We start from the raw sequence: 12,277 nt of genomic DNA on the forward strand, positions 1-12,277 counted from the left end.
CAAATCATCTGACGACGGACACGTTTTTCAGGCGAACGCTGATCGCTTTTATCAGCGCGTGATCCTGGCAGCGCTCGATCAGCTCCCAATGCGCGGCACGCTCATCGTGGCTGAGGCGAAAACCATCGATCAGTTCCTGGATCGCTGCGCTGCTCAGGTCGATAACCACACCGCCAACGAAGCCGCAAAGGCATTCGCCCTTACATTCGACGGTATGTTTGAGCGCCAACTTAACCGTTGGGCGAGTGGGCATGGTGTGAAGGCAAAAGGCTGGGAGGAGCTACTCAAGGGCTGTGCGGGGATCGCCTCTCTCGATCTTGTGGCGACCGGAATGGCCGATGACCTCAATGAACTACATCTGGTGGCGAATGTGGTCCGTCACGGAGATGGCCGGTCATGTGACGAGTTGAAAGCTCGCGCACCAAGGCTTTGGGACAACCCGTCTCTCGACTATTATGATCTGGCGCCCGGCCCAGTGCCGGTGAGCGATGAACTTCGGATTCGGCTGGACGATTTGCGGCGTTACGCGCGTGCGGTCACTCGATTTTGGGGTCATGTGGACCCGCTTCCGGGCGCTGTGCTCGATCCGCCATACTGACATCGGCTTGCGTCGATTGCATGCTCACGTCTTCCGAGATCTCCTGCCGGAGCTTCGGCCCTTTGGCGAGCCGCCGGCCGAGCGCGGTGACAAATTGTTCATAGCGTTCGCCGGCCTTGGCACGGGCCGCCCGCGCGGCCGGTTCCGGCAAGGCTGGCGTGGTCGCGACCCAGAATTTGATAAACACCGCAAGACTTTCAACCGCGATGCCGACATCGCGTTCCAGCCGCGTCATGCGGCGATCCAACTGGTCGAGCCGTTTGGTGATGACTGCCTCCTGACGCTCGGCCGCATCCGGCGAGAGGAAGGATTCGATCGCCGCTTCCGCGATCAAGGAACGGGAATGATCGCGCCGGGCGGCGTGCTCCGCCAGGCGGTTCATGACAGCGGGATCGAGATAGACGGAAAGGCGCTGTTTGCGAGGTGGTTTCGTCATTGGCGCCTCACAGGTCCATGCCGTCGCCGGGGTCGAGCGATACCTGCCGCGCCACGCCCTGCATGAGCTGGTTGATCCGGCTGTTGCGCACGACATCGTCCTCGGCGTCGTCGCGGTCAGCATCGATCTCAAATGGATTGTCGATCGGCACCTTATTCTCGACCGGCTTCACTCGGTTGAGTTCGGGCTGCTGGCGGCGTTCGGATTCGGTCGGATCGTCATCGCCGGTTTGTGCGGTCTGGCTGACGACTGCGATCTGCGGACGCGGCGGCAATGGCAGCGTGGTCCAGTCATCGGGCCGCGTCTGCTTCGGCGCTGCGAGCGCGGGCGGTGGCAGGATGCGCTCCTTGAACCGCGCATCCTCGTAATAGCGCGCTTTCTTCGCCCGGATCGGGGGCGTGCCCGCGACCATGACGATCTCGTCGGTGGAGGCAAGCTGCATGACCTCGCCGGGCGTCAGCAGCGGCCGGGCTGTTTCCGAACGCGACACCATCAGATGGCCGAGCCAGGGCGACAGGCGGTGACCGGCATAGTTCTTCATGGCCTTCATCTCGGTCGCGGTGCCGAGTGCGTCCGAGACCCGCTTTGCGGTGCGCTCGTCGTTCGTGGCGAAGCTGACACGTACATGGCAGTTGTCGAGGATCGAATTGTTGGCGCCGTAAGCCTTTTCGATCTGGTTCAGCGATTGCGCGATCAGGAAGCTCTTGAGGCCATAGCCCGCCATGAAGGCCAGCGCGCTCTCGAAGAAATCCAACCGCCCCAGCGCCGGAAACTCGTCGAGCATGAGCAGGAGACGGTGGCGCCCCGCCTTCGCCTGCAGATCCTCGGTCAGGCGGCGGCCGACCTGATTGAGGATCAGACGGATCAGTGGCTTGGTGCGATTGATGTCGGAGGGCGGCACGACCAGGTAGAGCGTCGTCGGCCGTTTGTCGCCCACGATGTCCGTGATCCGCCAATCGCAGCGCCGCGTTACCTCCGCCACCACCGGGTCACGATAAAGACCAAGGAACGACATGGCGGTCGAGAGGACGCCCGAGCGTTCATTGTCGGACTTGTTCAGCAGCTCGCGCGCTGCGCTGGCGATGACCGGGTGCGGCCCGGCCTCGCCGAGATGGGCGGTCTTCATCATCGCGGCGAGCGTGGATTCGATCGGCCGCTTCGGATCTGAGAGGAAGGCGGCAACGCCGGCCAGCGTCTTGTCTTTCTCGGCGTAGAGGACATGGAGGATCGCGCCGACCAACAGGGCGTGGCTGGTCTTTTCCCAGTGGTTCCGCTTTTCGAGGCTCCCTTCGGGATCGACCAGGATGTCGGCGATGTTCTGGACGTCACGGACTTCCCATTCACCGCGGCGCACCTCGAGCAGAGGATTGTAGGCCGACGATTTCGCATTGGTCGGGTCGAACAGCAGCACGCGGCCATGTTTCGCGCGGAAGCCGGCGGTGAGCTGCCAGTTCTCGCCCTTGATGTCGTGGACGATTGAACTGCCCGGCCAGGTCAACAGCGAGGGCACGACAAGGCCGACGCCCTTGCCGGATCGTGTCGGCGCGAAGCACAGCACATGCTCCGGCCCGTCATGGCGCAGATAGCCGCGATCGTAGCGCCCGAGCACGACGCCATCGGGACCGAGAAGACCCGCGCCTTTCACTTCCTCCGTCTCGGCCCAGCGCGCCGAACCATAGGTTTCGACCTTCTTGGCTTCCCGCGCCCGCCAGACCGACATGCCGATGGCGACGGCAATCGAGAGGAAGCCGCCGGACGCGGCGATGAAGGCGCCCTCGATGAAGATCGACGGCGCATAGGCGTCAAAGCCATACCACCACCAGAAGAAGGCGGGTGGCAGGTAGAAGGAAAAGCCGAGCAGTGTGAACCACGGCGCCCCCAGCTCGGGCTGGAAGGCGAGCCGCCAGGCTACCCATTCCGTCGCGGCCCAGGTCGTGACGAGGACGATGGCGAAGACGGTGAGGATCTGGCCCCAGAGGATTTTCGTAGCCGACATTACGGCGGTCCTTTTCGAGAGAGGTTAGAGGCCGAGCCCCCGCTTGCGGCCGAAGCTCCAGTCGATGCCGCCGTCGTCGCGGGCGACGCCGGAGACATGCTTGCCGAGCTGCTTTTCGAGGGAGGGCGACCAGGGCACGAGCTGGAAGCCGAGGCCGTCGTCCAGCATGGCAAAGCGGCCGGAGGCGAGTGCCAAACGCTGGCGGTAGGTGCCGGCAACATACTCGCCGCTTCCCGCGCGATTGAACGGCTGGCCTGTTTCGGCGGAGAGTTTTTCGCCGGCCGCTTCCAGCTCGCGACGGCGCAGCGTGTCGATCAGCCCGCGATTGAAGGTGACACGCTGGCCGTGTCGCTCGCCGAAGCCCTGTCCGACCAGATGATCCGCGCGTCGATCCAGCGCCTGCCGTACCTCGGCGCCGAAGCCGGCCTCGGACAGGGCGGCAGGTTCGCGCGCGATGTTCTGCCGATCGAGCCAGGTCGCGCCTGTCGCCGTGATCTGCCGGTCGATGTCGAGGTCGGAGCGGACGGCGATCACGACGCGGCGCTGTCCTTGCGCGTCGTCGAACTTGCGCAGTTCGACGATCGAGCCCGGCGCGCTGTCGCCGGCGGCATCGAGGTCCGACAGCTTGATGTGATGGGTGCGGCCATCAACGCCATCGACCACGGCGTAGGCGGAGCCCTTCAGCTCGTCATCAAGACCGCGATCGACCAATCGGCCGATCACGGGCGCATCGAGGCTTTCGGCCGCGAGCACATAGCCCGCCGAGCCGCGTTCGATGCCGCGATCCGTCAAAGCCCGGTGCATGCGTTTGATGATGTCGCCGCGCTCGCCGAGTTCACGCAGAGTCGCCTCGGCCTTTGCGTCGATCATCCACTGGCCAGGGCCGACCTGATCGGCAAGGCCAAGCGTTTCCAGTTTGCGAAGACGCCCGACCTTCAAGGCGTGATATTCGTCGGGCTGGGCGTTCGGATCGATCGCCATGTCGATGGCGCCGGTCTGGCGGCCGTCGCGGACAAGCTGGCGGTCGAGCTGTGTCCATCGTTCTGCCTCGACCTGACGTTCCAGGTTGCGGCGGATGTCGAGATCGGTGCGCAGACCAAGCTCCTGGGTGACGAGATCGGCCGCGCGGGCACGCATCCCTTCCTTGATGTAGTCGCGCGAGATGACGAGATCCTGGCCGTCTTCCGCGCGGCCACGCACGATGATGTGGACGTGCGGATTGTCGGTGTTCCAGTGATCGACACCGGCCCAATCGAGCTTGGTGCAGAGATCCCTTTCCATCTGCCCCATCAGATCGCGGGTGAAGGATTTGAGGTCCGCCATATCGACGGCGTCCTCGGGCGAGACGATGAAGCGGAAATGATGCCGGTCGTCCTGGCACCGCTCGGCGAAGGCCCGGCCATCCACCTCATCGGTCTCCGGCCCGAACAAACGCGCCTTCTCCCCATCACGGGTCACGCCCTCGCGACGTAGATAGTTGAGGTGGGCGGCGAGCGGCGCGGCGCGAGCGGTGTGGCGAACCACCCGCGTCTTGATGACGACGATGCGCGAGCGTCCCGTCAGCAGGCGGTTGGCGCGCACGCTCGCCGTGCGCCCGCGCCCAAATGTCGAGCGGTTGCCGGGGCTGATCTTCCCGGCCCGAGAGACGCGGGCGCCGGCCTTCTGCGCCGCCGCGAGGGCCTGTGCGATGAAGGGACGCGCCGCCTGCGCGCGCGTCGAGCGGATGCGGCCTGGCCGGATGCGGAATTCGCTGTCGCCAGTCATGGCCGATGCTCCGCACATCGCGTCAAGCAGCGGAATCTCAAGAGAAATCGGCGTTGCCGCGAGGTGCGCGGAATTCCCGCGCCTCGCGAAATCGCCTCATAACCTATTGAAACAACACGACCGACCGACGCCGCACCTCGCGGCTTTTTATCTCGCCATCGTACGGTTGTGGTGCCTGACTCTACCCCCTGCGCACGCCATGACACGCTGGAGCCTGCTATCGTGCGATTGGGAACCCGGCCGCTCATGGCGCAGTCTTTCCGCCGGAGCGCGGGACGAACAGCCCGTCCGACTGCGGCTCGATGGCGGAAACATCGCGCACGGATGATGTCGGCGTTGCGGCATCGAAAGCGCGCGCGGTCGGCACGGGATCGGCGGCCGGTGCGCGCTCGGGCTGCGCAATGAACAGCGGCGCGCGTGTCCAGGCGAGCGGATCGATCGCCGCGACCACGATCGGGCCGGCTGCGTCGCTGCCGTCCACCGACGGCGCGACCATGGCGACATAGGTGCGCGTTTCCGCCGGCAATGCGCGGCCCTTCAGCGAGTCCTCATAGCGGCCGGGACCGGCATTGTAGGCCGCGATCCAGCCGGGCGATCCGTAGCGGTCAAACAGTTCGCGGATGTAGCCCGCGCCAGCGATGATGTTGTCGTGCGGATCATAGGGATCGGCGCCGAGTCGGTGACGCAGGCGCAAACCCGCCCATGTCGCCGGCATGATCTGCATCAGGCCCATGGCGCCCTTCGGCGAAATGGCACGCGGATCGCCGGCGCTTTCGGCACGCATCACGGCCCTGATCCATGCGATCGGAACGCCGAAGCGCCGCGATGCCTCGGCGATGTAATCGCCATAGGGATCGCGTGGCGACGGTCGATCGGCGCCCAAGTCCTGCGCCATCGTGATCGCCGGCATGATGCTCGCGAGGCTAAGGCCGGAAAGGAGAAGGAGAGCGATGCACCGGGCAGCGCAGCGCAGCCCGGACGCAGTCGAACGGCTCGTCGGCTGACGAGAGCCAAGCATCGCTCAATCCTTCTCGGCACGATCGCGCGGACGCGACCAGTGCAACGACCAGGCCTTGCCGGCATCGTCGTCACGGAACAGGTTGGCGCGGACCGGGTGCAGGAATGCCGGATCGTCGATCAGCAGCGCGATGTATTCGCCGGCCTTCTCGCCGGTGCGTTTCCAGGCCGCGCCGATCTCCGGGCCTGTTTCGTTGTTCATACCGTCGAAGAGGTGAACGCGATAATCCGGTGCGTTCTCGGCGTCGGACGGTTCCGCCAGGACGATGATGATGTCCTGATCCAGCAAGAGCGTCGCGAGGTGTCCGATGAAGCCGGTCTCGTCGCGCGTGAATTCACCAATCTGGGGCATGACAGTTTCCTTGGCGGTGAGGTTGAAAAAGCCATCGGCGAGCACCGCTCCCGCCGATGGGGGAGCGGTCAGCGCGTAGCGGCGCGCCAGACGTAGCGACCGTCACCGGTCTCATCGGTGTAGAGCGGCGTCGCCTTGCCGATGATCGTGCGCGCGGGGATCGGACCGAAGTAGCGACCGTCCAGGCTATCGAACACGTCCGGGTTCATGAGAAAGATGTTGCCGTCCGTGATGCGGCGGCAGCCTTGCCAGACGGGTAGTTTGCGGCCGCGCCGATCGCGATCGAGCGCATCGCCGAGCGGCATGGCATCGACGGTCACGGCGTTGCCCATGCGGCAGACCTGTTGACCGGGAAGCCCCATGACGCGCTTCATCAGCGGCACACCACGGCCGATGTAGCCCCGCTCGACCATCCAGTCGGCGAGCGGCTTGTCCGGCATCACGCCGACAAGATCGCCGACAGCCAGATCACGTGGAGGATCGAGGTCATAGAGGCCAATCGGCACGCTGGCCGATGCGTTCCAGACGAGGCGGAGCGGCGTCGGTATGAACGCGGCGATGGCGACGCCCATCACGGAGAAGTACGTCACCATGACATAGCCGAAGCGGGTCATCGCTCGCACTCCAGCCGCTTCAGCCATGCCTGATGACGCTCGATCGTGTAGGCGCGCGGCTCGTGGCCGGCGCTCATCCGGTTGTGGACGTGCCGCCAGTGATCGGGCGAGACCGTTTCAGGATCGACGCCGAGACGCTCGATGGCGTCGATCGCCTGCAGCACCTGCTCGACTTTGGGCCAGCCTTCGACTTTCAGCAGGATGTCGCCGCCGGGTCGCACAAAGGGCAGCGTCTGATAGCTTTCGTCGGGCGACACGGCGCGCACGATGTCGATGCGCGAGATAATCGTGCCGAAGTCGTTCGAGGCCCAGCGGACGAAGGCGAAGACCGCGCCGGGGCGGAAGGACAGGACGCGCCGCCGGCGATCGAGGATCCGTTCGTGCGTGTGCGTCCCGAAGCGAATCCAGTTCTCGATTTTCTTCTCGACCCAGGTCAGCTCGACATGGGTGAGAGCGTCGTGCGGGAGCACGGCCGGCGATGAGCCGCCGCGCATGTGGAAGGCCGCTATGCCGATCATGGTGTGTCTCCTGATGTTGAGGGAAATTCGCGCGCGAGCAGCTCGCGCAGCATGTCGGCGACGGTGACGCCGCGCTGGAATGCGATGATCTTGATGCGTCCACGCAGCTCCGGCGTGATGTCGATCGTCAGGCGGGCGGTGAAGCCCGACGCATCGGCGATCCGCGCCGACTCGGTTTCGGACGCCTTGATCCAGGCATCCGGACTGGTCGGACGCGATGCGAAACCGCGCCGTTCGGATCGCTCGCTCATGGCGCGATCCTTTCGATCTCGGTGATGAGTGCTGTGATCTCGCGCGCGGCGGGACCGTCATCGTCGATCTCGAAAGCGAGGCGGCCCGATTGCGCGGCGTCGGCATAGATGACGCGCTGGCCGATGGTGTTGCGCAGCACCGGCGGATCGTGATCGGCGAGCGTCTCGGCGGTCTCGCGTGCGATGACGGTGCGTGCGCCGCAGCGATTGAGGACGAAACGGGCGCGCAGCTCCGGCCGGTAGATGCGCGCCTCCGACAGGAGCGTCAGCATCTCGGCGGAGGCCCAGCCGTCGAGCGGCGACGGCTGCACCGGGATCAAGACGAGGTCGGCGGCGAGCAGAGCCGAGCGCATCAGACCGGCGACACGCGGTGGCCCGTCGATCACGACATGATCGACATCACGCGCCAGTTCCGGCGCCTCGCGGTGGAGCGTATCGCGGGCCAGGCCGACGACGCCGAACAGGCGTGGATGGCCTCCACGGCTGCGTTGCTGCGACCAGTCGAGCGCCGAGCCCTGTGGATCCGCGTCGATCAGCGTGACCCGCTTTCCCTTCCCGGCCCATTCGCCGGCGAGATGCAGCGCCAGCGTCGTCTTGCCGACACCGCCCTTCTGGTTGAGGAAGGCCACGATCATCGGCGGCCTCCCGAACGAGGACCGAAGGGAAGCTGCGGAAGGCCGGTGGTCTGGGCTCCCGCTGCGCCGGTGCTGGTGAAAGCGGGGCTGCTTGTGCGCCGTTTTCCGGTGGCGCTGAGCGCGTTTGCCGCCTGCCGAACGAGGTTTTCCACCTCGCGCGCGCGCTCTTCAAAGTTAGATTCTCTGTTAGATTCTAAGTTAGGGGCGCGATTTTCTGTTCTGCTGTCGTGGGTTAGACCCTGTTTCGGTTCCCGTTGGCACGAGGGGGCGGTTCCTGATGGCACGCGCTTTCGGGTTCCCGATGGCACGAAGCCTTTCACAGCTTTTCCACAGGGCGGAGTGCGCTCGAATGCGAGCAAGGTTCTGCCGCCGGCCTCGATCTCCAGAAACAACGTGTAGCCCGGAAGCGGCTGGCGACGGATGATGTCGCGTAGCTCGAACGCGAAGCGTTTGAACGGCGACAGGGCGCCGGATTTCTGGTGAAGGTGGCGGAAATCGAACCGCCAGCCATTGCGCTGGCGCCCGCCGTGCTTGCGCACCAGGCGATAGAGCCAGCGATCAAGGCCGCCGGTGAGATCGAAGTAGGCGCGGTCGATCGTCAGCACGAGCGCGTCGTCGAGAACGGCCTGATAGAACCAGTCAGGCACGATCATCTCGATCCCGTCCGGCTTGCCGCTCCGGTCGGTGCGCTCCTTCCACTCGTTGATCCACGAGAAGCGGTGACGCCGACCCTCAGTGGGCTGGCGGATCGAGGTGCAGACCGTCGTGGATTGCAGGCGGTCGAGCGCGGCTTTCAGGCGCTGATAGTCGCGCAAGGATGTGCCGCGGCCGATGAACTTCAGGATTTCATAGGGCGTGGCGACCATCAGACGCGATGTGCGCAAACCTGCATCACGCGCCTCGACGATCTGGCTCGCCGCCCAGATCAGGATGTCGGCGTCCCATATGGTCGCCATGCCATGATCGGGCACGGCCTCGACGCGGATCGACACGTCGCCGGCACAGAAATCTATCGGCGCGATACGATGGGTCTTGGAGAGGGAGAAAAACGGATAAGCCATGAGATCCTGCGCGTCTCGTGGCGCGAACTCGCCGGGGAGCGCACGGAACAGGTCGAGCTGTCCGCGCTCCGAGAGGGACTGGTGTCGCGCCGCCATTCGGGAAACCGCTCGCGGTCAGCGCGCGTAGCGGCCGGGTTGCGGCGCGGAGGGCAGCGTCTGCCGTTTGGCCGGCAGGACGGCGCCACGCGGATCGGAGGTCGAGGTGACGGCGCCGCGCGCAGCCCAGGCTTCGAGATCGTCGACGGCGTAGACGACGCGGCCGCCGAGCTTCCGGTAGGCCGGGCCGGTGCCGTAGGTGCGGTGCTTTTCGAGTGTGCGGGCCGACAGACTGAGGAATTCGGCGGCTTCCTTGGTGCGCAGGAAGCGCGGCGGCAAAACGGCGAGTTCGGGTCGCATGGATCGGGCCTCCGTGGGGTTCGTGAGGACCGCCGAAGATCATCGGCGGACGAAGGCCACGATGGCGAAGCGAAACCGGCGAGTTGCAGTGCGAAGTTGGGGGGACCCAAATTCCCACACCGCGGCGACGCGGCGGGGATCAGCGGCGATGGCGATGACGAAGAAGTTTGCGATAGCCGCCCGCGATCATCGCACGGGCATCGCGCAGCAAGGACATGACGGCGTGCCGGGTTGAGGACACCTGCCACTCGTCGCGCGTGGTGTTGCCAATGCGGAAGATGACTTGCGCGATTTCAAGTTGGGTCGCGCCATCGCGCGCGCCGTCGAAGGCTTGCAGCATGCGGCGTGCTCGCATCCGTTGCTGACGGGTCAGGCGAGTGTCCGGCGGAATGGCGCGGCCATGCAGTGCCGCGAGCAGGCGACCGATAGCCTCCAGACGATCGAAGCCGGTGATGTCGAGCGGCACGCTGGCGGCCAGCGGAACCTCTCCCGCGGCTGCGTCGGCACGTAGAATTTGGATTTGCTGGAACGGGTCGAGATCATAAAGGCCATGCACGCCTTGCCCGTCGGCAATGGAGTCGACGTCGGAAAGGGGCGAACGCCCTCCCGCCTCCGTTGTCAGGATATCCGGTGCGGTCGCGAGGACAACGACGCTCGTGTCTTTCTCCGGCAGCCAAATGACGGGAGCCTTCGGCGGAGCCTGCAGCGGGTCCACCGGGAAATCGCAACCCCCAGCGCTGTCGGATCATGTCCGTCAGCAGTGTCGGGTCGACATCAGGTTGCATCACCGCCTCGAAGTCCCTGTCATAGGCTTCGTTGCGGCGGAGCCATTCCCAGGCAAGGCTTGATGCGGTCAGCTCTTCGACATGATCGTAGCTTGCCGAGGAGCGCCACTCAGATGCGTCGGGCGTCAAGCTGTCCTCCGTCGTCTTGGTCCAAAGACTTGCGGAGGAGTCAGGTTTCCCGCTCGGGTTGCTTTTCGGAAGACCGCCTTCAGGCAACAGGTGATGCCCTAGCGGCATCACCAAGGTTATGAACGCTGGCTCTCACGAACCAGGTGGCGATAACCTTGCTCGGTCATCCAGCGCGCTCGCGCCAGGTGAGATTCGTGAATATGCCGACATCGCGCGGGATCGGTTTCGGGATCGAGACCGAACAGGACGTGGACAGCCTCGCGCCAGTCCGCGCCATCGCGCGCCGAGTCGAGTAGGCGCAGATAGAGCACCATATGCTCGCGATCGTAGGCCGTGAGCGATGGGCTGATGGGTGGCTCGTCCAGAAACGGCGGCATCGCGGATTCCATAGGGCGACTATATTCGCTCGGAAAGTATTCGTTAACCCTTTACCTGATCGTCTTGTGACGGAGAGCTCCGGATTGTGCTCGCGGCATGATCCAGAGACCGCTAGCGCTTTGCTGGTCGATTGTCCTGATCATGGAGCAGCAGTACCCCTTCACCCTTGTCTGTGGAGAGCAGTACGATGCCGGCTGTTTCGAGTGCCCGGCGAACCTGATCGCGCGTTGACTCGTAGACCTCCAATCCGCTCTCGGATTCAAGGCGCTTGAGTGCGGTCAGCGATGTCCGGGCCTTGTCAGCGAGCGTCTCCTGCGTCCAACCCAGCAACGCGCGTGCGGCCCGTGATTGTCGGGCGGTGATCATGCATGATCACCTCCCACCGACGCGAACGCACTTGCCAGAACTACGACTATAATAGTCGCCCTTGACGTCATGCGCGAGGAAAATTGCTGCCAGGCGGCGTTTTGCCGGCTCGCCTCGGAAAGCGACTGATTCGGTCGCCCGCTGGCTCGACACCAGCGACACGATCGTCGTGCGTCAGTCTGCGGCACCTGTGTTGAAGCGTCGTAGCAAGGTCGTGAAGAGGCGTAGATCCGCCGCACTCCAGCCGGCGAGACGACGGCGAAAGAGCTCGCCTTTGAGCTTTATCGCGGCGCGCATCTGGTCTGAGCCCTGATCTGTAAGGGACAGTATCACTCCGCGCTTGTCGGCCGGATCGGGACGGGACTCGACGAGTCCGGCTTGCTTGAGCTGTCGCACCAGACGGCTGGTCGCGCTTCGGTCCATGGCCAACGCTTCGGCGACATGGCTCGCCTGGGCGGGTCCGAATGCGTGAAGCCACTGGATGACGTGGTAGGCCGCCGGTTGCAGATCAGCGTCAAACGTGGCGGCCATTTCAGTCGTGACCGCACGCGACGCGCTTAGCAGCGCGTTGAGCTGTTCGCCAAGCGACAGCCAGAGCGGGGGCATCTGATTTGTTTCGTGGTCAGCGGAGCGCGCCATGCGGCCGGACTGCCTTTCATTCCTTGGCATTGCAGATATAATGGATATATATCCACTAAATCCGCAAGGTGTCCATGTCCGATCAGCCCGCCCCCATCATCGTCATGACCGGCGCCACGAGCGGGATCGGGCGCCTCGCCGCGGCTGAGATGGCCCGTCGAGGCACGCATCTGGTTTTGATCGCCCGCTCCGAGGCCAACGCCGAAGCCACGCGAACCGCCATCCGGACGATCGCGCCGCAGGCGCAGATCGATATTCACTTTGCGGACCTGGCGCGCCTGGAGACCGTTGCCGCAGTCGGCCGAACGATCGCCACGCGATTGTCCGTCGTCAGATGATTTG

18 protein-coding genes are annotated in these 12,277 nt (G+C 64.8%); 2 read left to right on the forward strand and 16 right to left on the reverse strand.

Going from position 1 to position 12,277, the window contains the following annotated elements:
- On the forward strand, nucleotides 1–598 hold a 598-nt coding region (locus B2W55_RS09215; RefSeq protein WP_291532214.1), incomplete at its 5' end, for a hypothetical protein.
- Here the strand turns inward: B2W55_RS09215 and B2W55_RS09220 are convergent.
- From B2W55_RS09220 to B2W55_RS09295, 16 genes are all read right to left on the reverse strand, one after another.
- Complete coding sequence (locus tag B2W55_RS09220) at nucleotides 537–1,034, reverse strand: ribbon-helix-helix protein, CopG family (RefSeq protein ID WP_024343506.1); 498 nt, start codon at nucleotides 1,032–1,034, stop codon at nucleotides 537–539. The genes B2W55_RS09215 and B2W55_RS09220 overlap by 62 nt on opposite strands.
- Before the next feature lie 7 nt (nucleotides 1,035–1,041).
- Nucleotides 1,042–3,030 carry a conjugal transfer protein TraG gene (locus B2W55_RS09225; RefSeq protein WP_024343507.1) on the reverse strand — a complete coding sequence of 663 codons (1,989 nt, stop codon included), beginning with the start codon at nucleotides 3,028–3,030 and terminating at the stop codon, nucleotides 1,042–1,044.
- A gap of 24 nt (nucleotides 3,031–3,054) precedes the next feature.
- Entirely contained in the window at nucleotides 3,055–4,794 is a 1,740-nt protein-coding gene (locus B2W55_RS09230) for a relaxase/mobilization nuclease domain-containing protein (protein WP_191126093.1), read from the reverse strand.
- Nucleotides 4,795–5,038: 244 nt separating this feature from the next.
- Entirely contained in the window at nucleotides 5,039–5,812 is a 774-nt protein-coding gene (locus B2W55_RS09235) for a lytic transglycosylase domain-containing protein (RefSeq protein ID WP_024343459.1), read from the reverse strand.
- Nucleotides 5,813–5,815: 3 nt separating this feature from the next.
- Nucleotides 5,816–6,163: a DUF736 domain-containing protein gene (locus B2W55_RS09240; RefSeq protein ID WP_024343460.1), complete on the reverse strand. Its 348-nt coding sequence runs from the start codon at nucleotides 6,161–6,163 to the stop codon at nucleotides 5,816–5,818.
- A 68-nt stretch (nucleotides 6,164–6,231) separates the two neighbouring features.
- Nucleotides 6,232–6,777, reverse strand: coding sequence for a S26 family signal peptidase (locus tag B2W55_RS09245; protein ID WP_024343461.1), 546 nt, complete (start codon nucleotides 6,775–6,777; stop codon nucleotides 6,232–6,234).
- Nucleotides 6,774–7,295, reverse strand: a complete 522-nt coding sequence (locus B2W55_RS09250) for a DUF2840 domain-containing protein (protein WP_024343462.1) — start codon at nucleotides 7,293–7,295, stop codon at nucleotides 6,774–6,776. Before B2W55_RS09250 ends, B2W55_RS09245 begins: the two co-directional genes overlap by 4 nt.
- A complete protein-coding gene (locus B2W55_RS09255) occupies nucleotides 7,292–7,546 on the reverse strand; it encodes a hypothetical protein (protein WP_024343463.1) in 255 nt (84 codons plus the stop codon). Before B2W55_RS09255 ends, B2W55_RS09250 begins: the two co-directional genes overlap by 4 nt.
- Nucleotides 7,543–8,181, reverse strand: a complete 639-nt coding sequence (parA, locus tag B2W55_RS09260) for a ParA family partition ATPase (protein ID WP_024343464.1) — start codon at nucleotides 8,179–8,181, stop codon at nucleotides 7,543–7,545. The genes B2W55_RS09255 and parA overlap by 4 nt, the downstream gene beginning before the upstream one ends.
- Entirely contained in the window at nucleotides 8,178–9,338 is a 1,161-nt protein-coding gene (locus B2W55_RS09265) for a replication initiator protein A (RefSeq protein WP_024343465.1), read from the reverse strand. Before B2W55_RS09265 ends, parA begins: the two co-directional genes overlap by 4 nt.
- Nucleotides 9,339–9,356: 18 nt before the next feature.
- Nucleotides 9,357–9,638 carry a helix-turn-helix transcriptional regulator gene (locus tag B2W55_RS09270; RefSeq protein WP_024343466.1) on the reverse strand — a complete coding sequence of 94 codons (282 nt, stop codon included), beginning with the start codon at nucleotides 9,636–9,638 and terminating at the stop codon, nucleotides 9,357–9,359.
- A 139-nt stretch (nucleotides 9,639–9,777) separates the two neighbouring features.
- On the reverse strand, nucleotides 9,778–10,194 hold the full coding sequence (locus tag B2W55_RS09275; protein ID WP_244442342.1) for a DUF2285 domain-containing protein: 417 nt from the start codon (nucleotides 10,192–10,194) through the stop codon (nucleotides 9,778–9,780).
- Nucleotides 10,178–10,660, reverse strand: coding sequence for a transcriptional regulator domain-containing protein (locus tag B2W55_RS09280; RefSeq protein ID WP_244442344.1), 483 nt, complete (start codon nucleotides 10,658–10,660; stop codon nucleotides 10,178–10,180). Before B2W55_RS09280 ends, B2W55_RS09275 begins: the two co-directional genes overlap by 17 nt.
- 8 nt (nucleotides 10,661–10,668) lie before the next feature.
- On the reverse strand, nucleotides 10,669–10,941 hold the full coding sequence (locus B2W55_RS09285) for a DNA -binding domain-containing protein (protein WP_024343468.1): 273 nt from the start codon (nucleotides 10,939–10,941) through the stop codon (nucleotides 10,669–10,671).
- Between the two features lie 100 nt (nucleotides 10,942–11,041).
- Entirely contained in the window at nucleotides 11,042–11,296 is a 255-nt protein-coding gene (locus B2W55_RS09290) for an XRE family transcriptional regulator (RefSeq protein WP_024343469.1), read from the reverse strand.
- Between the two features lie 174 nt (nucleotides 11,297–11,470).
- Nucleotides 11,471–11,935 carry a MarR family winged helix-turn-helix transcriptional regulator gene (locus B2W55_RS09295; protein WP_024343471.1) on the reverse strand — a complete coding sequence of 155 codons (465 nt, stop codon included), beginning with the start codon at nucleotides 11,933–11,935 and terminating at the stop codon, nucleotides 11,471–11,473.
- A gap of 74 nt (nucleotides 11,936–12,009) precedes the next feature.
- Here B2W55_RS09295 and B2W55_RS09300 point away from each other — a divergent pair, with 74 nt between their 5' ends.
- Nucleotides 12,010–12,273, forward strand: coding sequence for an SDR family NAD(P)-dependent oxidoreductase (locus B2W55_RS09300; RefSeq protein ID WP_024343472.1), 264 nt, complete (start codon nucleotides 12,010–12,012; stop codon nucleotides 12,271–12,273).
- Nucleotides 12,274–12,277: the final 4 nt, after the last annotated feature.

It is taken from the genome of Bradyrhizobium sp. UBA2491, assembly GCF_002341725.1.
Lineage (GTDB): Bacteria > Pseudomonadota > Alphaproteobacteria > Rhizobiales > Xanthobacteraceae > Bradyrhizobium.

What these genes read in the sequence shown, in the direction of transcription:
- B2W55_RS09300 (WP_024343472.1), top strand. Translation starts at nt 12,010, where the DNA reads ATGTCCGATCAGCCCGCCCCCATCATCGTCATGACCGGCGCCACGAGC.
- B2W55_RS09280 (WP_244442344.1), bottom strand. Translation starts at nt 10,660, where the DNA reads ATGCCGCTAGGGCATCACCTGTTGCCTGAAGGCGGTCTTCCGAAAAGC.
- B2W55_RS09290 (WP_024343469.1), bottom strand. Translation starts at nt 11,296, where the DNA reads ATGATCACCGCCCGACAATCACGGGCCGCACGCGCGTTGCTGGGTTGG.
- B2W55_RS09230 (WP_191126093.1), bottom strand. Translation starts at nt 4,794, where the DNA reads ATGACTGGCGACAGCGAATTCCGCATCCGGCCAGGCCGCATCCGCTCG.
- B2W55_RS09295 (WP_024343471.1), bottom strand. Translation starts at nt 11,935, where the DNA reads ATGGCGCGCTCCGCTGACCACGAAACAAATCAGATGCCCCCGCTCTGG.
- B2W55_RS09235 (WP_024343459.1), bottom strand. Translation starts at nt 5,812, where the DNA reads ATGCTTGGCTCTCGTCAGCCGACGAGCCGTTCGACTGCGTCCGGGCTG.
- B2W55_RS09265 (WP_024343465.1), bottom strand. Translation starts at nt 9,338, where the DNA reads ATGGCGGCGCGACACCAGTCCCTCTCGGAGCGCGGACAGCTCGACCTG.
- B2W55_RS09285 (WP_024343468.1), bottom strand. Translation starts at nt 10,941, where the DNA reads ATGGAATCCGCGATGCCGCCGTTTCTGGACGAGCCACCCATCAGCCCA.
- B2W55_RS09255 (WP_024343463.1), bottom strand. Translation starts at nt 7,546, where the DNA reads ATGAGCGAGCGATCCGAACGGCGCGGTTTCGCATCGCGTCCGACCAGT.
- B2W55_RS09245 (WP_024343461.1), bottom strand. Translation starts at nt 6,777, where the DNA reads ATGACCCGCTTCGGCTATGTCATGGTGACGTACTTCTCCGTGATGGGC.
- B2W55_RS09220 (WP_024343506.1), bottom strand. Translation starts at nt 1,034, where the DNA reads ATGACGAAACCACCTCGCAAACAGCGCCTTTCCGTCTATCTCGATCCC.
- B2W55_RS09225 (WP_024343507.1), bottom strand. Translation starts at nt 3,030, where the DNA reads ATGTCGGCTACGAAAATCCTCTGGGGCCAGATCCTCACCGTCTTCGCC.
- parA (WP_024343464.1), bottom strand. Translation starts at nt 8,181, where the DNA reads ATGATCGTGGCCTTCCTCAACCAGAAGGGCGGTGTCGGCAAGACGACG.
- B2W55_RS09270 (WP_024343466.1), bottom strand. Translation starts at nt 9,638, where the DNA reads ATGCGACCCGAACTCGCCGTTTTGCCGCCGCGCTTCCTGCGCACCAAG.
- B2W55_RS09250 (WP_024343462.1), bottom strand. Translation starts at nt 7,295, where the DNA reads ATGATCGGCATAGCGGCCTTCCACATGCGCGGCGGCTCATCGCCGGCC.
- B2W55_RS09240 (WP_024343460.1), bottom strand. Translation starts at nt 6,163, where the DNA reads ATGCCCCAGATTGGTGAATTCACGCGCGACGAGACCGGCTTCATCGGA.